We start from the raw sequence: 17749 nt of genomic DNA, 5'->3' as shown, positions 1-17749 counted from the left end.
GGAATTGCTTTGGAATGACACAGCTTCGTTCTGTTTTTGTCGCCTCCGAAGTAAAAAACGCCTGAGCTAGTGACCTAACTCAGGCGCTTCTCATTCGTTGAATCGCTTACTTGCGCAGACCCAGCTTGGCGATCAGGGCGACGTAGCGGTCAGCGTCCTTGGACTTCAGGTAGTCCAGCAGCTTGCGACGGCGGGACACCATGCGCAACAGACCGCGGCGACCGTGGTGGTCTTTGGCGTGGGTCTTGAAGTGGGGGGTCAGTTCGTTGATACGGGCAGTCAACAGAGCCACTTGGACTTCTGGGGAGCCGGTATCGCCAGCTTGACGGGCGTTGTCTTTGACAACAGCGGCTTTGATGCTAGATGCAATCATGGGTTTTCCTGGTATTTTGGGACTGCGCACTGGGCGCCGCCCCGGTTGGTACAACTTGCGCCAGATGCTGGAACTGCGTCTGGCGTGCGCCCTGCCGAATGCAAAGCCTAACGATTATAGCCTGAGCGGCTCAGGGACGCACCATCTTGCAGCTGGTAGCCTGCTCGGCTGCTGATGCGGGCACAGTTTTCACCACGCGGAAGCCATACCCCGAGCCCTCCACATCAAACTTGACACCCGGTGAGCCATGGCGCTCCATCACCCCCACCACAAGCGTTTGCTGGAACTGATGGTCGGCAGCGCGCATAGTGCCAGTCTGACCACTGAAAGTGACGCTGGCTTTTTCCAGCTGGGTCGCAACAGCCACCATATCGATCACCCCATTCGCACCCACTCCGCCCTGCTTTCCGGCTGCTTCGACACTCTGGGCCAACGCCTCAATCAGAAGCTGCATGCGCATATGGACATAGTCGTCCTCGGCCTTGGGGTAGCGCACGCGGAAGGATTTGTAAAAGGCCTCGCTGGCGGCGGTCTGCACATTGGGCAGCCAGTCGGCCACGGCCACCACCTTGCCGATGCCCGCGTCACCTATTGCGGCCGGGGCGCCCAGGGCGTTGCCGTAGAAGGTGTAGAACTTGCCGTCAAAACCCACATCCTTGGCGGCCTTGATGAGCAGACTCAGGTCGTTGCCAAAGTTGCCGGTAATCACCGCCCCGGCACCGCTGGCCTTGATCTTGGTGGCGTAGGGCAAGAAGTCTTTCACACGGCCCAGCGGGTGCAGCTCGTCGCCCACCACCTGCACATCGGGGCGCAGTACGGCCAACTGGCGCTTGGCTTCGCGGCCCACGGCCTGGCCGAAGCTGTAATCTTGGCCAATGATGTAAACGCTTTTGAGTGCCTTGTCATCCTTGAGCACATCCATGAGCGCAGCCATGCGCATGTCGGAGTGGGCATCAAAGCGGAAATGCCAGAAGCTGCATTTCTCGTTGGTCAGCTCGGGCAGCACGGCCGCGTAGTTGAGGAACAGCACGCGGCGTGCGGGATCGCGTTCGTTGTGTTTGTTGATGGCGTCGATCAGCGAGGCAGCCACGCCAGAAGAATTGCCCTGCAGGATGACGCGCGCACCGCCGTCAATGGCCGAGCGCAACGCGGAAAGCGCCTCTTCGGTCTGGCCCTTGCTGTCAAAACGCTCCAGCTGCATCAGCTGGTTGCCACCGGCGCTGGCGAGCAGTTTCACACCGCCTCGTGCGTTCACACGCTCCACCGCCCAGACAAAGTTGCGGAAACCAGCTTCCCCCCCGTTGGCGTTGGCACCACTGAAACCTTCGATGATGGCGATCTTGAGGGCCGAGGGGGTTTGTGCGATGGCACTTGCCGCTGTCAGGGCACCGGCAAATAGCGCCTTGGCCAGCAATTTCAAGGGCTTAGAGGAAAGAATAAACATGGGGAATTTCTCTTGAAATGTGAGGGAAAGCGCACAGCTTGGGAACATGCGGCGCTCACGGTGAGAGCCGCGCAGTGTACTAGGAGTCCACACCATGTTTTTTGCCTCTGCACCTTCCGTGTTCCAGCCTTCTGTGCGCCGTTCGGTGTACGCACCCACAGGGCGCTCAGTCGACCGTTTCTTGCAAGACGCCCTCTTCTCAGCACGCCAAAACGGTAGCGCCTTCACTCAGGACGAGACCAGCTTCACCCTGACCCTGGACATGCCCGGCATTGCCAAAGAACAGCTCAGCATTTCCATTGATGGTGCGGTCGTCCGCATCCAGAGCAAGGAAGATGCACCGCGCCGCTACCGCGCCGCCTACGAGCTGCCCCAGGACGTGGACAGCGCCCAGAGCGAAGCCAAACTGGAAAACGGCGTGCTGACCCTGAAGCTGGTGAAAAAGGTACCCGTGGACACCGCCACGGAACTGACCATTCAGTAAATTGACGGCACTGGCACGCTATGCTTTCCATAGCTGCTGGCGCACAATCTACGAGGGCTAGAGGCAGTTTTTATAGTGAATGCAGAGGCCAGCGCGGCTTGACGTCGAAGGCGTAGGTCTTGCTGGCCTGTTGCAAGCCGCTTTGCAGCCGCATGGCCGCCGCCATGGCAATCATGGCGCCGTTATCGGTGCACAGGTGCAGCTCGGGGTAGTGCACACGCACACCGCGCTTGGCGCACTCGGCGTTGAGCAGCTCACGCAGCTTGCGGTTGGCCCCCACACCGCCCGCCACCACCAGGCGCTTCAGGCCGGTTTGCTTGATCGCCGCCACCGACTTCTTCAGCAGCACCTCCACAATCGCCGCTTGCGTAGACGCCGCCAAATCGGCCTGCTGCTGACGCGGCAAGGCGTCAAACGTGGCCACGCCACCGGCCGTCACCATGCGCTGACTTTGCACCAGCACGGCGGTCTTCAGGCCGGCGAATGAAAAGTCCAGGTTGCCGCTGTGCAGCAGCGGACGCGGCAGCGCGTAGGCCTTGGCGTCGCCCTCCTCCGCCAGCTTGGACAGCAGCGGCCCGCCCGGATAGGCCAGGCCCATGAGCTTGGCGGATTTGTCAAAGGCCTCGCCCGCCGCATCGTCAATCGTTTCACCCAGCAGTTCGTAGCGGCCCACGCCGTCCACGCGCATCAGCTGCGTGTGGCCACCGGACACCAGCAACGCGACAAAGGGAAACTCCGGGGGATCTGCGCTCAGAAATGGGGAAAGCAAATGGCCTTCGAGGTGGTGCACGCCCAGCACCGGCTTGTCCAACGCCGCACCCAGCGCGCAGGCCACACCGGCGCCCACCAGCAGCGCGCCCGCCAGACCGGGGCCGCGCGTATAGGCCACCACATCCACGTTCTGCAGGCTGCGGCCGCTGTCTGCCAGCACTTGCTGGGTCAACGGCAACACGCGGCGAATGTGGTCGCGGCTGGCCAACTCGGGCACCACGCCGCCGTAGGCCTGGTGCATCTCGATCTGGCTGTGCAGCGCATGGGCCAGCAGCGTGGGCACGGCGCTGCCCTGCGACTGCACCATCGCCACGCCTGTTTCGTCACACGAGGACTCGATTCCCAACACCAGCATGCTTGTTTCCTTTTGAGCCACCGAGTTTAGAGGATGGCCCCCCGAGGCCCCGGCACAATGCCCGCATGCACCTGCCTTTGACCGACGACGCCATTGCCCGGCTGGAACAATCGACCCGCGACGCGGTGGCCCCACCCGCCCACGAGACGATGGACGGCTGGCTGCTGTCGTTTGACGGCTCCACCATTGGGCGCGCCAAGAGTGCGGCACCGCTGCGCCACCACAGCCTGGACACAGCCACCCTGCCCGGCATCTGTGCGCGTTATGCACAGCGTGGCCTGCCACCCGTGTTTCGCCTGGCGGATGTAGCAGGCCTGGAAAATGTGCAGGCCGAACTGCGCAAACTGGGCTTTGCGCCCACCCAAGCGACGCTGGTTCAAGTGGCAGCCACCGCGGCCGTCGCGGCCCTGGCAGACCCAGCCACAGCCACGTGGTCCGCAACACCCACCGCGCAATGGGCGGCCGTGTACACCGCAGCAGGCTTTGACCCCGTGGATGGCCAGCAGCGTGTACAGGCACTGAGCCGCGGTCACCACAGCGTCTATGGCAGCGTGGTGCAGCAGGGCCAGCCCCTGTGCGCCGGCACAGCGGTCTATAGCCAAGGCTGGGCCAGCCTGCACGGGCTGCGCACCGTGGTGCGGGCCCGCGGCCAGGGCCTGGCCCGGCAACTGATGGCCTGCCTGGCCCACGAGGCGCTGCGACGCGGGCTGACGGAAACGTTTTTGCAGGTGGAGGCCGACAACACCACGGCCCTGGCCCTGTACCGGCGTGCAGGTTTTGTGACGGCCTGGTCGTACCACTACTGGCACAGGGCTGCAGACGGATGCCTGTGAAATACCGGGATATGGCGCGACTTTTGCTTGCCACGAGAGGCGTATGACCGAGCCGCTACGCATCGTCGTGATCAACTCTGACCTGCAGGTCGATGACCCGCAGGACACCCACGCCTTGCACCAGGCGGAACGCTCGCGCAGCCTGCGCATTGGTCTGCTGGAAAACGGCTTTAATCTGGTCGCCTCGCTGCCGGCCGATGTGTACCTGACCGAGCGCTTGGCGCAGCTGCAGCCCGACATGATCATCGTGGACGCCGAGAGCGACGCGCGCGATGCGCTGGAGCACGTGGTGATGGCCACGCGCGATGAACGCCGCCCGATTGTCATGTTCACCAACGACAACGACACGGGCAATGCGCGTGCCGCAGTGGCCGCCGGGGTGTCCGCCTATATCGTGGCGGGACTGCAAACGGAGCGTATCCGCCCGATTCTCGACGTGGCACTGGCCCGCTTCCAGCACGAACAGGCCCTGCGCAAAGAGCTGGATGCCACGCGCACCGAGCTTCATGAGCTGTCCGCCGCGCTGCAAGACCGCAAGGTCATCGACCGCGCCAAGGCGCTGCTGATGCAACGCCAGCAGCTCAGCGAAGAAGCGGCCTACGCCAAACTGCGCAAAACCGCCATGGACAAAAACCTCAAGATGGTGGAGGTAGCCCAGCGCATGCTGGACGTGGCCGACTTGCTGTCTTGAAACCCGTTCACAAACACTTACCTCCCGTTCACATTCTGCGGACCGTATGGGGCTAAGCTGGCCCCCATGTCACACGAAACGCCCATGGAACCACTGGCCCCCGAGGTCTACGACGCAGCCCCCGCCGCCGAGCAGGAGCGCATGGTGTCGCAACTGGTGGGGACAATCTACGAAACCGCGCCGCTCACGGTGCGCAGCAAGCTGGTCTTGCACCTGATGAAGCCGCTGGGGGTGTTGTCCCTGGTGGCGGTGGCTGACGGAATCTTCGCCAAAATCCGGTTTCGCGATGACTGGCCTGATGTGCAGGTGCTGCCCGAGGACGTGAAAAACGTGGCCCCTCAGGATGTGATCGCACTCACACACTATGCGCAGCAGGTCAGCCTGCATGTGCTGGACGGACTGGCCCAGCTTGTCATGGCTTCGCCCGTGCTTGCCAGCTCCGCTGCCGCGGCTTTGTTGGTCCACATTCTGGTGCAGCGCGGCCGCGCAGACCGCCGCAGCGAGCACCGCGGCTAATTCAGCCGGACGCCACCCGCCCACTCAGTCCCAAAACCAGGGCATAGGCGACCGAGCACAAGGCCGCCGCCTACTTTGGTGCAGCGCACAAAATCAGTGCGGCATGCGCATTTTCAGATGAAACAAGCCTCCAAGGCCCGTATTTACTGCGTGAACAGCTCCTCTATTCATAGCATTGCACGGCCATAAGAAGCTGGCACAGACATTGCATTAGTCCCTGCGAGACCGGCAACGGTCATGCACTGGACCCTGCCTAACGGAGGGCGGGGCTCCATGCAACAGGACAAAGGCGTCCCCACGGGTTCACTTGCGCAACGCGCAGCGAACCCAGTGCGGACGCCTTTTTTGTTGTTCGTTTTGTGTTGTTACTTTTGGAGCTTGCGTATGACTGACCTTCTGAAAGCCAAACTCAGCCGCCGTGCTGTGCTGCAAACCGCCGCCGTGGGCGCCATTGGCATCGACCCCGCGCTGCGCGCTGCGGTGTATGCCGCAGGCTCCGACGCTCCCGAAAAGACCGAGGTGAAAATCGGTTTCATCCCCTTGACCGACTGCGCCAGCGTGGTCATGGCGTCGGTACTGGGTATCGACAAAAAGTACGGCGTCACCATCATCCCTAGCAAGGAAGCCAGCTGGGCCGGCGTGCGCGACAAGCTGGTCAACGGGGAGCTGGACTTTGCCCACGTGCTGTACGGCCTGGTGTATGGCGTGCACCTGGGGGTGGGCGGCCCCAAGAAAGACATGGCCGTGCTGGCCACGCTCAATAACAACGGCCAGGCCATCACCCTGTCCAAGAAACTGGCTGACAAAGGCGCGGTGGACGGCGCGGGCCTGGCCAAGCTGATGGCCGCCGAGAAACGCGAATACACCTTTGCCCAGACCTTCCCCACCGGCACCCACGCCATGTGGCTGTACTACTGGCTGGCCTCCCATGGCATCAACCCTATGAGCGACGCCAAGGTCATCACCGTGCCACCGCCCCAAATGGTGGCCAATATGCGCGTAGGCAATATGGATGGCTTCTGCGTGGGCGAGCCCTGGAACCACCGCGCCATCATCGACGGGATTGGCGTGACCGCCACCACCACCCAGGACATCTGGAAAGACCACCCCGAAAAAGTGCTGGGAACCACGGGCGATTTCGTCAAGAAATACCCTAACACGGCACGCGCCGTGACCGCGGCCATTTTGGAAGCAGGCCGCTGGATTGACGCCGGCCTGTCCAACAAGAACAAGATGGCCGAAACCATTGCTGACAAGAGCTATGTCAACACCAGCGTGGATGCGATCAACCAGCGCATTCTGGGCCGCTACCAAAACGGCATGGGCAAGACCTGGGACGACCCCAACTACATGAAGTTCTACAACGACGGCGCGGTCAACTTCCCCTACCTGTCCGACGGCATGTGGTTCCTGACCCAGCACAAGCGCTGGGGCTTGCTCAAGGACCACCCGGACTACCTGGCTGTTGCCAAGCAGATCAACCAGATCGACATCTACAAGCAGGCCGCCACCGCCAGCAAGACACCGCTGCCCAAGAGCGACATGCGCAGCAGCAAGCTGATGGACGGTGTGGTCTGGGATGGCAAGGATCCCAAGAAGTACGCCGACAGCTTCAAGGTCAAGGCTTAACCAACACCCCCGTTGCAACTTTCAAGGAATACCCATGGTCAGCGCTGTATTTCATTCACCCATTGCTGCAGCCGAGGAGTCCGCTATCAAAAAAGAAGCTGCTAATGCAGGTTCCACCGGGGCTAGCATGCCAAAAAGCATCAAAACTGCGGCACCGACCGTGCCTACACAAGCCAAGCCTGGCTACGACTGGCGCGGCCTGCTGCTGCAGGTGTTGCCACCGCTGCTGGGCTTGGCGCTGCTGGTAGGCATCTGGGCCCTGGTAAGTGTGGGCACAGCGGCCAGCATCCCCGGCCCGCTAGAAACCTGGAAGCAGGCGGTAGAGTTGTTCAGCGATCCGTTCTACCGGAAGGGCCCCAATGACCAGGGTGTGGGCTGGAACGTTCTGTTCTCGCTGGAGCGTGTCGCACTGGGCTTTGGCCTGGCGGCAGCGGTCGGCATTCCTGCGGGATTCATGATCGGCCGCTTTGAATTTTTGAGCCGCATGTTCAACCCGCTCATCAGCCTGCTGCGCCCCGTCTCGCCCCTGGCCTGGCTGCCGATTGGTCTGCTGGTGTTCAAGGGCGCCAACCCCGCCGCCATTTGGACCATCTTCATCTGTTCCATCTGGCCCATGGTGATCAACACCGCGGTGGGCGTGCAGCGCGTGCCGCAAGACTACATGAACGTGGCGCGTGTGCTGAACCTGTCCGAGTGGAAGATCGTCACCAAGATCCTCTTCCCTTCGGTGCTGCCCTACATGCTGACCGGCGTGCGCCTGGCCGTTGGCACCGCCTGGCTGGTGATCGTCGCAGCCGAGATGCTGACTGGCGGCGTGGGCATCGGCTTCTGGGTGTGGGACGAGTGGAACAACCTCAACGTCAAAAACATCATCATCGCGATCTTCGTGATTGGCATCGTGGGCTTGCTGCTGGAGTACGCCCTCATCAAATTGGCAACCGCATTTACCTTCGAGGAAGTCAAATCATGAGCAATACGAAGTACATCGAAATCCAGGGCGTCGAGCAAACCTTCAAAACCAAGAAGGGCCTGTTCCCCGCGCTGCGCGACATCAACCTCACCGTGGCCAAAGGCGAGTTTGTGGCCCTCATCGGCCACAGCGGCTGCGGCAAGTCCACGCTGCTGAACCTGATTGCCGGCCTCACCACACCCACTGCAGGCTCACTGATATGCGCCAGCCGCGAGATCGCAGGGCCCGGCCCCGAGCGTGCTGTGGTGTTCCAGAACCATTCTCTGCTGCCCTGGCTCACCTGCTTTGAGAACATTTACCTCGGCGTAGAGCGCGTGTTTGGTGCAGGTTCCAAGAGCACCGGCGCGCCTAGTGAAAACAAGGCGCAGCTCAAGGCTCGCACCGACGCCGCTCTGGCACTGGTTGGCCTGACCGCCGCGGCGCAAAAGCGCCCTGGCGAGATCAGCGGCGGCATGAAGCAACGCGTGGGTATTGCGCGTGCACTGGCCATGGAGCCCAAGGTGCTGTTGATGGACGAGCCGTTCGGCGCACTGGACGCGCTCACGCGCGCCAAGTTGCAGGATGAATTGCTGGAAATCGTAGCCAAGACTCACGCCACCGTGGTCATGGTGACGCACGATGTGGACGAAGCCGTGCTGCTGTCCGACAAGATCGTCATGATGACCAACGGCCCGGCCGCCACCATTGGTGAAGTGCTGAGCGTGGATCTGCCGCGTCCCAGATCTCGCGTAGACCTGGCCGACAGCCCGCAGTACCTGCACTACCGCAAGGCGGTGATCGACTTTTTGTACACCCGCCAAGCCCACGTCGAAAAAGCAGCCTGAGCAGGCACAGCACCTGTGCCACCTAGGGCGCCCTCCGGGCGCCCTTTTTTTGTGCGCGCATCGCACTCAAATCAGGCACAAATCATGCTTGCACATCATTTAGCACGACCAACGAAGGTCTGGCGAACTTGCGGTTGAGCGCTTACCCCTCTGGTAGCGCACATTTGGATCTGGTGCCTGTAAACGGTACCCGTCGCCTCCGCCCCCCTCTCTCCCCCCCAGAACCTCTACGGAGCCCACCCATGGCCGGATTTCGCCAATTTTTGAAAAGCGGACACACCCCCACCCTGTTTGCCGCGTTTTTTTACCTGATGTTCTCGTTCGTCATCTGGGTGATGAATGGCGCCATGGCACCCTTTATCAGCGAGCAGTTTCAGCTGACGGCGTCGCAAAAAGGGCTGCTGCTGTCCATCCCCATCGTGGCCGGGGCCATCATGCGGTTTCCGCTGGGGCTTCTGGCGCAGTACGTGGGGCGCAAAACCGCCACCATGGTTGAGTTGGCACTGATTACCTTCACCATGTCGTTTGGCTACTTCTTTGTGCACACCTATGACGACCTGCTCAAGATGGCTCTTCTACTGGGCGTGGCAGGTGCCAGCTTTGGAGTGGCCATGTCGCTGGGTTCAGGCTGGTACCCACCCCGGTACAAGGGTTTGGCCATGGGCCTGGTGGGCGCGGGCAATGCGGGCACCGCACTGGCGGCGCTGCTGGCACCGCCCCTGGCCCAAGCCTACGGCTGGCAAAGCGTCTACGGCATTGCGGCACTGGCCTCCTTGGTGCCCATGGCCGTGGTGTTCTTCATGGCCAAGGAGCCGCCAGACCGTGACGAACACGCCAGCATGCGCCAGCACCTGGCCTGCCTGATGGAAAGCGACGGCTGGGTGTTCAGTCTGATCTATGTGGTGACCTTCGGTGGTTTTATCGGGATCGTCACCTTCTTGCCCACCTACTACTACGACCAGTTTGGCGTGAGCAAGGTGCAAGCCGGGCAGCTCACCATGCTGGCCGCGCTGATGGGGGCGGTAGTGCGGGTGGCCGGTGGCTGGATCTCTGACCACTGGGGCGGCGTGAACACGCTGACGGTGGTCTTGGTCATCGTCTCGCTGGCACTCATCGGTGTGGGCATGTCGTCCGGCTCGCTGGTCATGACCACCCTGCTGCTGATTCTGTGCTTTGCGGCGCTGGGTGCGGGTAACGGCGCGCTGTTTCAGCTGGTGCCCTTGCGCTGGCCCACCTCGACCGCCGTGGCCGGCTCCATGATTGGGGAAATCGGCGCCTTGGGTGGTGGCACCATCCCGGCACTGATGGGCCAATCCAAGCAGCACACCGGCAGCTTCATGTCCGGCTTTGTGGCGTTGTCCATCTTCTCGCTGCTCATGCTGGTCGTCATGCGCACCATGCAAGTCCGCTGGACCCGGACCTGGGCAGAAAAGGGAGGCCGTGCGCGTAGCGCGTAAGCCTCGCTCAGCGCACTCGCCCGGTGGTACTAACCGCCTGCCTCTGCGCGGTCACTGTGCGGAGCAGGCGTATCGCGCATGCCCACGCGCCCCAAAAAGGGCAAGCGCAGCGCCGGAGTATTCAGGTCAATACCAAAGTTCAGGCCCAGCACATTGAGTTCCAGGCCTTCCTGCAGACCCACACTCAGCCCCAGCAGCCCCCACACGGACACTTGCACACCGGAGCCTGACGGAGACATCCCCACCGGACGGCTCAGCGGCCGGTAATCCTTGCCAATCGCATTGGGTGGCAAATCCAGTTGGAGCGCCGGCACTTCACGGCCAATGTGCGCCAAAAAGGTGTTGCTATTGGGCCCGGGGTAGCTGCGGTACTGGTCCACATAGGGGTAGCTGGCCACCGCCGTTTCAATCTGGTCAATCATGGCCTCCACGCCAGAGCCCCGGTGGTCGACCAACAACTCCGGGTGAGAGCCGTACCACAGGCCATCCGGGATGGCGTAGTTGCGCTGCACCACCTGCGGCGCACGCCAGCCCACCACGTCGTAGCGCGTGTACGCAGTCTGGCCTTCACGCTTGTAAATGATCCAGGGGTGCACCGCAAAATTGCCGCGCCAGCCATAGGTGGGCGCGGCATACACCTGCACAACGGCCTGATCCACAAACCTTCGGGGGTCTGGCGCCTGACCAGAGGAATGCCGTGGTGCTGTCGCCCAGTTACGGGTGGCGTTTTGCTGGGCCTGCGCACCCTGGGTGCCCAATACCAGCCCCACCCAGAGGCACACCGACGCCAGACGCCAATACGCTCGCACCGCCATCACCGCCGGGTATCAGCCGAAGGAGGCCACGGGTGTGGGCAGGGCATCGTCCAGGTACAGCTCGTACTCGTCCCACTCGCCTTTGCCAAAGTTCTCGTCACACTGCTGGGCAATGTCGTCGAACGATGTGAATTCGGTGCAAAACATCACCGTGCTGAAGCTCTGGCGGTAAGCGCGCCCTGCTTCATCAAGCAAATCACCCTCTGGGTCCATCACGATCTGGCAACAATGCACCCAGACGTAATGGCCCTCCAGGGCATCTTCCATCTCCAGGGCACGCAAGGCCTCTTCTTCGTCTGCGCGTGGGGGCCACGGCTTGGTCAGACGGTAGGTCTGCCCGTGGCAGGGGTGCTGAGGGTCCAGCTCCAGGTCAATGGTTTGCCAGTCGGGTGAGATCTGGTCGGCCACGGCCATCAACTCCGCCTGGGTGATGTCGCCTTCCCAGTACACATCGGTGATGTGCACCGAAGTGCCGAACTCGCCGAACCAGAGGCTCGCTTTGTGTTTCAGGGTGTCAGGGTGCATGCAGAACTCCAAAGTGCGTGGGAGCACTTTAGCGCATGCCGGAGAAAACCCGCCGATTTCACCGCGCCGCCCCCTGAGCCGCTCAGTGGTCCAGCTTGGACGGGCTGTCCCTGCTGAGCAGGGCATCGAACCACGCCGCGTGCTGGGCGCTGCATTTCATGTGCCGCTGCAACTCCCGCTGAAACGAAGTCAGCCGCGGTTGACGCTGCTGCATCGGAGGTATCAACGCTTTACCAGGCTGCCGAACTTTCCGCATGGGCGATCCCTTCACGTGGTGAACCCATCGTAGCGCCTTGGTGTGACACGCAGTGGCTTGCGGGACAGTCTTTTTTTTGTAAAGCAGCAGAACTGTGGGCTTCTCTCCACACGGCCCCTTTTACCCCAGAACGCGGCAATCGCTGCACTATGAATCGCATTAGGAAATCCTATTTGAGCGTTTCGTGTGCAAACCCTACACTGACTTCGCAACCCGATGTTCAACCGCCAAGGAGATACGTATGTCGACAGAAGCCAAGTGCCCATTCCCCCACGCCGCCCGCACCAACACCACGGTGGGCGCCCCGTCCAACACCAGTTGGTGGCCGCACCAACTCAAGCTCACCGTCCTGCACCAACACTCTGCCGCATCCACTCCGATGGGAGAGTCCTTCAACTACGCCGAGGAATTCAAACGCCTGGACTTGCACGCCGTCGTCAAAGACCTGCACGCCCTGATGACCGACTCGCAAGACTGGTGGCCGGCTGACTGGGGCCACTACGGCGGCCTGATGATCCGTATGGCCTGGCACTCGGCCGGCACCTACCGCACGGCGGATGGCCGCGGCGGTGCGGGCAGCGGCAGCCAGCGCTTTGCGCCCCTGAACAGCTGGCCCGATAACGGCAATCTGGACAAGGCCCGCCGCCTGCTCTGGCCCATCAAGCAAAAGTATGGCCGCCAGATTTCCTGGGCCGACCTGATGATCCTGGCTGGCAACGTGGCCCTCGAATCCATGGGCTTCAAGACCTTCGGTTTTGCCGGTGGCCGACCCGACATCTGGGAGCCTGAAGAAGACATTTATTGGGGTGCGGAAAAGACCTGGCTCGCCACCAGCGACAAGCCCAATAGCCGCTACTCCGGCGAGCGCCAGCTCGACAAGCCGCTGGCCGCCGTGCAGATGGGCCTGATCTATGTGAACCCCGAAGGCCCCGATGGCAAGCCCGACCCTGTAGCCAGCGGCCGCGATGTGCGCGAGACCTTTGCCCGCATGGCCATGAACGACGAAGAAACCGTAGCCCTGGTCGCCGGTGGCCACACCTTTGGTAAGGCGCATGGCGCGGGTGACCCCGCCTTGGTGGGCCCCGAACCCGAAGGCGCCGGCATCGAAGAGCAAGGCCTGGGCTGGATCAACAAGCTCGGCTCCGGCAAGGGCGTACACACCACGACTAGCGGCATTGAAGGCGCCTGGAAACCCAACCCTACCACTTGGGACAACGGCTACTTCGACATGCTGCTGGGCTACGAGTGGGAGCTCACCAAGAGCCCCGCCGGTGCCCACCAGTGGGTGGCCAAAAACGTGAAGCCCGAGCACATGATTCCCGATGCGCACGATCCATCCAAAAAGCACCCACCCATGATGACCACGGCCGACCTGTCGCTGCGCTTTGACCCGGCCTACGAGAAAATTTCACGCCGTTTCCACCAGAACCCGGCCGAGTTTGCCGACGCTTTTGCACGCGCCTGGTTCAAGCTCACCCACCGCGACATGGGACCCGTGACGCGCTACCTCGGCCCGCTGGTGCCCCAAGAAGTGCTGCTCTGGCAAGACCCGATTCCCGCCGTCAACCACCCGCTGGTGAACGCACAGGACGTAGAGGCACTGAAGGCCAAGGTGCTGGCGTCAGACCTGTCCATCGCCCAGTTGGTGCACACGGCCTGGGCCTCGGCCTCGACCTTCCGTGGCAGCGACAAACGGGGCGGAGCCAACGGTGCACGCATTCGCCTGGCCCCGCAAAAGGACTGGGAAGCCAACCGCCCTGCCGAGCTGGCCAAGGTGCTGTCTGTGCTGGAAGCTATCCAGAAGGAATTCAACGCCGCGCAATCCGGCGGCAAGCGTATTTCGCTCGCAGACCTGATTGTGCTGGCCGGAGGTGCAGCCGTGGAAGCGGCCGCCCAGCAGGCAGGCAGCCCGGTGCAGGTGCCGTTCACCCCAGGCCGCATGGACGCCTCGCAGGCGCAGACTGATGTGGATTCCTTCGCCGTGCTGGAGCCGGCTGCTGACGGTTTCCGCAACTACGTCCGCAAGGGCTCTGAAGCCCATGTGGCCGAGCTGCTGGTCGACAAGGCCCAGCTGCTGACCCTGAGTGCGCCCGAGATGACGGTGCTGGTAGGCGGCCTGCGTGCCCTGGGCGTGAGCCAGGGGCAACAAGGCGTCTTCACCCAACGCCCTGGCACCCTGAGCAACGACTTCTTTGTCAACCTGCTCGACATGGGCACGCAGTGGAGAAAATCCGCGACCGTAGAAGGTCTGCTGGAGGGGCGCGATCGCACCAGCGGCGCGATCAAGTGGACTGCCAGCGTGGCCGATCTGGTCTTTGGCTCCAACTCCCAGCTGCGTGCGCTGGCCGAGGTCTATGCCTCCAGCGATGCCCAGCCGTCCTTCGCACGAGACTTTGCCGCAGCCTGGACCAAGGTGATGAACCTGGACCGTTTCGACCTGGCGTAAACCGCACGCTTCCTGCCTACTTGGGTAGGAAGAGCAGCCAATACACCAGCAAGCAATTGACAAGCCCCAGCACGAAAGTGGCCAGCTTCCAGACGAAGCTGGGGTCACGTTGCATCAGCGGCGTGCCCTGGGGGGCGTTGAGCGGGCGCGAGGCACCACGCTCCAGCGCCAGCAAAAATTCCTCGGCTGTCTCGAAGCGCTGGCGCTGGTCACGTGCAACTGCCTTTTGCAATACGTGGTCCAGCCAAATGGGCACCTCGGGGTTGTGGCGGCTGGGCGCGGTGGGGTCGCGGTAATAGCGGCCCACCTGATAAGGCAGCACCTCGCCGTAGGGCAGCTTGCCGGTCAGCAGTTGGTACAGCGACACCCCCAGCGCAAACAAGTCACTCTGCGCATTGGGCAGCTGGGCTTCACCCTCTTCCGCATCGCCCTGACCGTTGGCGGCCGTGGTGCGAAAGCCCCACTGCTCGGGGTTCACATAGCTGGGCGTGCCAGCATGCAGCGCACGCATGGGCGCGGGCTCGCGCCCGCTCAGGGCCACGCCCAGGTCCAGCACCCGCAGCACGCCGTCGTCGCCCAGGTGCAGGTTGGCCGGCTTGATGTCGCGGTGCACCACGCCCTGGCGGTGCAGGCGGCCCAGCGCGCGCAGGGCCTGCATGGCATAGCCCAGCGCAGTCGCAGGGCTCATACGACCCTGCTTGTCCAGCAACTGTTGCCAGGTCTCACCGCCATGCCAGTCGTACAGCACATAGAAGGCGCTGCGCTCGCGGCCCGTGGGCAGGGTCTCGTGCACGGCCACCAGGTTGTCCGCTGCACGCGAACTCTGCATGCGCTGCGCCAGCCATGCCTCGTGGGCGAGCATGGCGCGCTCTTCCAGGTCATGCGCACGGGCGGTGTTCAGGGTCTTGAGCGCGTACAAGGCCTGGCTAGCAGGGTCACGGATTTGGTAGAGGACGTTGATGCCGTTGTCCGCAATCGGCGCCGTCACCGTGAAGCCGTCCAGCGTATCGCCCACTTTCAGGCGGGCCGGAATGGGCAAGGCCTGGGCCAGGCGGTTGGCGTCGGCCAAGGTCGCTTCCTGCAGACCGCGCACGCGCACCACGATGGCCGACACGTTGTCGTTGCTGCCCTTGGCCAGGGCCTGGTCCACCAGCTTCTCGCTGGCCTCGCGGGCGTCTGCCAGCGCAGCGAATTCGGGCAAGCGCCGGGCCGACACCTCGCCGTGCACGCCGTCCGTCATCAAGATGAACACATCGCCCACCTGCAGCTCCCCCTGCTGGTAGTCCACCACCAGGTGGTCCTCGGCCCCCACCGAGCGCAGCAGCTGGTGCTTGAAGTCGGGGTGGTTGACCACATGGTCTTGCGTGAGCTGGGTGGCCCGGCCGTCCCGCACCAGGTAGCAGCGCGTGTCGCCCACATGGGCCAGGGTGTAGGACTGGCCGCGCAGCACCAGCGCGGTCAGGGTGGTCAGGCCCATGGCGGGCTGGCGGCGGCGGTTGATGCCGCACAGCCAGGCGTTCTGCGCAGCGATGATACGGTCCAGCGCCACCGTGGTGTCCCAGGTTTCGGGCGTACCAAAGTAGTCGCGCACCAAGCTGGTGACCGTGGTCTGCGCCGCCTCGCGGCCCATGCCCCCAGCGCTCACACCGTCAGCAATGGCAACGATAGAGCCATGGCCCTCTTGCCCTGCAGAGGGCAACATGGCGGCACAAAAGTCTTCGTTCAGCGTTTTGCGCCCGGTTTGCGAGGCAAAGCCAATATCAATGTCAAAAGCCATGCACCAAGATAAGCAATTTTGGTGCCGCACGTTGTTGCATCGCACCAAAGTCGTGCGAACTGACCCTGGCTATGCCCTAGCCCAGTAGCATCTGCATGCTGCGTTCGTAGTGGGTAGAGAGCTGTTCAAACAAGCCCAACAAGGTTTCGCTGCCTGTGGCCAGCTCCTCCAACTGCGCGCGCCGTTTGGAGAAGGGCAAGCGCTGGGCGTTTTGGGCAGCCGCCACCATCTGCAACCAGGCCACACCTGCCGCAGCCAACGTGCCGTGGATGTCAGGCGTGCTCAAGGGGATGCCGTTCAGGTACGTCAGCACCTCTTCAAACTCGCGCTGGGCCGCCCGCATGCTGGCCTGGGCCAGCTCCAGGGCCGCTCCTTCGCCCGCCAGTGCCAGCAGTGCATATTTGCTGAAGCGCTGCGACAGCATGCGCTGGCGCCCCGCCAGGTTCAGCACATGCAGCGGCGCGGCCGCGCCCGAGCTTTCCAGGCTGGTGGTCAGCCGCTCAGCGCCCTGCAGTAGCGCTTCGGCCTGCTGCTCTATAGCCTCGATGCTGTCCTGGGCCAGCGCGACCTTGAGCTGCTCCCACGTACTGGCGACCTGCTCCAGCAGGTCGCCATAGGTGGGCTGGGACAGGTTTTTGCGCAACAGCGCAAAGTTGCCATCCACCCACTGCACCGAGTCTTGCAGCAAGGCGGCGTGGTGCACGGCCTGTACCTGTGCAGCCTGCAAGAGGTGCAACTTGACCAGGCGCTGCGACAGCATGCGCAGCTGGCCCGAACGATTGACCGCCTCCGCAAAGTGGGCCGACTGGATGATGTGCTGCGACAGCTGCCCCATGCGCTGGTTGGAACTCATGGCGGCAGAACGCAGGGCGCGGAAGGCGTCATCGTCTGAAAGGCTCTGCGCCTTCATGAGAATGCTCTTGGCCCGGTCCACCGCTTTGCGCTCTTCAAAACGGGTGGCCAGTTCCACATAGGTTTGGCGCTGGTGCAGGTCCTTGTGAAAGCGCGCCTGGGCCAATTGGATCAGTGGGCGAAGCCGGTTGGCCCCATAGCCATTCACCACATAAACATGCACACCACACTCGGTGGCCTGCGCGATGTGACCGGCATCAGTATCGTTGGTGAACATGACCAGGGGGCGAGGCACGGTCTTCCCTACTAGCTGCAGCGCCTGGAACCACGCACTGGTGGGCAGGGACACATCGCACACCACCACATCTGGTGCGTGTAGCACCACACCCTGCACCAAATTGCTGCAATCGGCGACCGTGGCCAGCACTACAAAGCCGGCCGCCTTCAGGTCGGCGGCCAGCGTAGGGGCGGTCATTGGGCGGGTGGCACACAACAAGACGGAGGTCATAACAAACAGCGTTTTACAAGGAACAACGGGGCTTGCAGGCGATTCGGCGCCACGCAATTCGCAGACCAGGCAGCCCGTGTAGACGGTGGTGCGCGGCGAGGTGCCGATCATATGGCACAGCTTTTGCATTAACTCCGTCGGGCGCAACGACGCGCCCCAACGAGATGACAGGTTGACCAGTTCTGCGCACAACGACGTCGCGCAGTTGCAACTTGTCCAACGC

The 17749-nt window shown here is 62.7% G+C and carries 16 protein-coding genes; 9 read left to right on the top strand and 7 right to left on the bottom strand.

Translation table 11 applies throughout. The annotated features are described in order from the left end of the window. Positions 1 to 106 precede the first annotated feature (106 nt). A complete protein-coding gene (gene rpsO, locus CHU94_RS06525; RefSeq protein ID WP_094478006.1) occupies positions 107 to 373 on the bottom strand; it encodes a 30S ribosomal protein S15 in 267 nt (88 codons plus the stop codon). 130 nt (positions 374 to 503) lie between these two features. Continuing rightward, positions 504 to 1817, bottom strand: coding sequence for a branched-chain amino acid ABC transporter substrate-binding protein (locus CHU94_RS06520; RefSeq protein ID WP_094478004.1), 1314 nt, complete (start codon positions 1815 to 1817; stop codon positions 504 to 506). Between the two features lie 94 nt (positions 1818 to 1911). Between CHU94_RS06520 and CHU94_RS06515 the strand changes: the two genes are divergently transcribed. Further along, the gene (locus CHU94_RS06515; protein WP_094478002.1) at positions 1912 to 2301 is read left to right on the top strand and encodes an Hsp20/alpha crystallin family protein; all 390 of its coding nucleotides are present in this window, start codon (positions 1912 to 1914) and stop codon (positions 2299 to 2301) included. A 70-nt stretch (positions 2302 to 2371) separates the two neighbouring features. Here the strand turns inward: CHU94_RS06515 and tsaD are convergent, their stop codons facing one another. Beyond that, positions 2372 to 3427 carry a tRNA (adenosine(37)-N6)-threonylcarbamoyltransferase complex transferase subunit TsaD gene (tsaD, locus tag CHU94_RS06510; protein WP_094478000.1) on the bottom strand — a complete coding sequence of 352 codons (1056 nt, stop codon included), beginning with the start codon at positions 3425 to 3427 and terminating at the stop codon, positions 2372 to 2374. Between the two features lie 65 nt (positions 3428 to 3492). Here tsaD and CHU94_RS06505 point away from each other — a divergent pair, with 65 nt between their 5' ends. The 7 genes from CHU94_RS06505 (at position 3493) to CHU94_RS06475 (ending at position 10347) form a co-directional block, all read left to right on the top strand. Then, a complete protein-coding gene (locus CHU94_RS06505) occupies positions 3493 to 4260 on the top strand; it encodes a GNAT family N-acetyltransferase (RefSeq protein WP_094477998.1) in 768 nt (255 codons plus the stop codon). A 43-nt stretch (positions 4261 to 4303) separates the two neighbouring features. After that, the gene (locus CHU94_RS06500) at positions 4304 to 4951 is read left to right on the top strand and encodes an ANTAR domain-containing response regulator (protein ID WP_094477996.1); all 648 of its coding nucleotides are present in this window, start codon (positions 4304 to 4306) and stop codon (positions 4949 to 4951) included. Between the two features lie 84 nt (positions 4952 to 5035). Then, positions 5036 to 5467, top strand: a complete 432-nt coding sequence (locus CHU94_RS06495; protein ID WP_141211401.1) for a hypothetical protein — start codon at positions 5036 to 5038, stop codon at positions 5465 to 5467. Between the two features lie 384 nt (positions 5468 to 5851). Then, entirely contained in the window at positions 5852 to 7096 is a 1245-nt protein-coding gene (locus tag CHU94_RS06490) for a CmpA/NrtA family ABC transporter substrate-binding protein (RefSeq protein ID WP_094477992.1), read from the top strand. Positions 7097 to 7130: 34 nt separating this feature from the next. Further along, complete coding sequence (ntrB, locus tag CHU94_RS06485; RefSeq protein WP_094477990.1) at positions 7131 to 8066, top strand: nitrate ABC transporter permease; 936 nt, start codon at positions 7131 to 7133, stop codon at positions 8064 to 8066. Then, complete coding sequence (locus CHU94_RS06480) at positions 8063 to 8890, top strand: ABC transporter ATP-binding protein (protein WP_094477988.1); 828 nt, start codon at positions 8063 to 8065, stop codon at positions 8888 to 8890. Before ntrB ends, CHU94_RS06480 begins: the two co-directional genes overlap by 4 nt. Positions 8891 to 9132: 242 nt before the next feature. Beyond that, positions 9133 to 10347, top strand: coding sequence for a nitrate/nitrite transporter (locus tag CHU94_RS06475; protein WP_094477986.1), 1215 nt, complete (start codon positions 9133 to 9135; stop codon positions 10345 to 10347). Between the two features lie 29 nt (positions 10348 to 10376). Here the strand turns inward: CHU94_RS06475 and CHU94_RS06470 are convergent, their stop codons facing one another. Then, positions 10377 to 11162, bottom strand: a complete 786-nt coding sequence (locus CHU94_RS06470; protein ID WP_094477984.1) for a DUF3750 domain-containing protein — start codon at positions 11160 to 11162, stop codon at positions 10377 to 10379. Between the two features lie 12 nt (positions 11163 to 11174). Beyond that, positions 11175 to 11687 carry a hypothetical protein gene (locus CHU94_RS06465; protein WP_094477982.1) on the bottom strand — a complete coding sequence of 171 codons (513 nt, stop codon included), beginning with the start codon at positions 11685 to 11687 and terminating at the stop codon, positions 11175 to 11177. Positions 11688 to 12184: 497 nt separating this feature from the next. Here CHU94_RS06465 and katG point away from each other — a divergent pair, with 497 nt between their 5' ends. Beyond that, entirely contained in the window at positions 12185 to 14389 is a 2205-nt protein-coding gene (katG, locus tag CHU94_RS06460; protein WP_094477980.1) for a catalase/peroxidase HPI, read from the top strand. A 16-nt stretch (positions 14390 to 14405) separates the two neighbouring features. Here katG and CHU94_RS06455 read toward each other — a convergent pair whose 3' ends face one another. Beyond that, a complete protein-coding gene (locus CHU94_RS06455) occupies positions 14406 to 16166 on the bottom strand; it encodes a bifunctional protein-serine/threonine kinase/phosphatase (protein WP_094477978.1) in 1761 nt (586 codons plus the stop codon). A gap of 76 nt (positions 16167 to 16242) precedes the next feature. Next, the gene (locus tag CHU94_RS06450) at positions 16243 to 17526 is read right to left on the bottom strand and encodes a type IV pili methyl-accepting chemotaxis transducer N-terminal domain-containing protein (RefSeq protein ID WP_094479256.1); all 1284 of its coding nucleotides are present in this window, start codon (positions 17524 to 17526) and stop codon (positions 16243 to 16245) included. Between the last annotated feature and the right edge of the window lie 223 nt (positions 17527 to 17749).

Source organism: Rhodoferax sp. TH121, assembly GCF_002251855.1.
Classification (GTDB): Bacteria; Pseudomonadota; Gammaproteobacteria; order Burkholderiales; family Burkholderiaceae_C; genus Allorhodoferax.
This window is presented reverse-complemented; position numbering and strand designations above follow the sequence as displayed.

What these genes read in the sequence shown, in the direction of transcription:
- CHU94_RS06505 (WP_094477998.1), top strand. Translation starts at nt 3,493, where the DNA reads ATGCACCTGCCTTTGACCGACGACGCCATTGCCCGGCTGGAACAATCG.
- CHU94_RS06515 (WP_094478002.1), top strand. Translation starts at nt 1,912, where the DNA reads ATGTTTTTTGCCTCTGCACCTTCCGTGTTCCAGCCTTCTGTGCGCCGT.
- CHU94_RS06450 (WP_094479256.1), bottom strand. Translation starts at nt 17,526, where the DNA reads ATGACCTCCGTCTTGTTGTGTGCCACCCGCCCAATGACCGCCCCTACG.
- CHU94_RS06490 (WP_094477992.1), top strand. Translation starts at nt 5,852, where the DNA reads ATGACTGACCTTCTGAAAGCCAAACTCAGCCGCCGTGCTGTGCTGCAA.
- CHU94_RS06480 (WP_094477988.1), top strand. Translation starts at nt 8,063, where the DNA reads ATGAGCAATACGAAGTACATCGAAATCCAGGGCGTCGAGCAAACCTTC.
- CHU94_RS06495 (WP_141211401.1), top strand. Translation starts at nt 5,036, where the DNA reads ATGGAACCACTGGCCCCCGAGGTCTACGACGCAGCCCCCGCCGCCGAG.
- ntrB (WP_094477990.1), top strand. Translation starts at nt 7,131, where the DNA reads ATGGTCAGCGCTGTATTTCATTCACCCATTGCTGCAGCCGAGGAGTCC.
- CHU94_RS06455 (WP_094477978.1), bottom strand. Translation starts at nt 16,166, where the DNA reads ATGGCTTTTGACATTGATATTGGCTTTGCCTCGCAAACCGGGCGCAAA.
- katG (WP_094477980.1), top strand. Translation starts at nt 12,185, where the DNA reads ATGTCGACAGAAGCCAAGTGCCCATTCCCCCACGCCGCCCGCACCAAC.
- CHU94_RS06520 (WP_094478004.1), bottom strand. Translation starts at nt 1,817, where the DNA reads ATGTTTATTCTTTCCTCTAAGCCCTTGAAATTGCTGGCCAAGGCGCTA.
- CHU94_RS06475 (WP_094477986.1), top strand. Translation starts at nt 9,133, where the DNA reads ATGGCCGGATTTCGCCAATTTTTGAAAAGCGGACACACCCCCACCCTG.
- CHU94_RS06470 (WP_094477984.1), bottom strand. Translation starts at nt 11,162, where the DNA reads ATGGCGGTGCGAGCGTATTGGCGTCTGGCGTCGGTGTGCCTCTGGGTG.
- CHU94_RS06500 (WP_094477996.1), top strand. Translation starts at nt 4,304, where the DNA reads ATGACCGAGCCGCTACGCATCGTCGTGATCAACTCTGACCTGCAGGTC.
- tsaD (WP_094478000.1), bottom strand. Translation starts at nt 3,427, where the DNA reads ATGCTGGTGTTGGGAATCGAGTCCTCGTGTGACGAAACAGGCGTGGCG.
- CHU94_RS06465 (WP_094477982.1), bottom strand. Translation starts at nt 11,687, where the DNA reads ATGCACCCTGACACCCTGAAACACAAAGCGAGCCTCTGGTTCGGCGAG.
- rpsO (WP_094478006.1), bottom strand. Translation starts at nt 373, where the DNA reads ATGATTGCATCTAGCATCAAAGCCGCTGTTGTCAAAGACAACGCCCGT.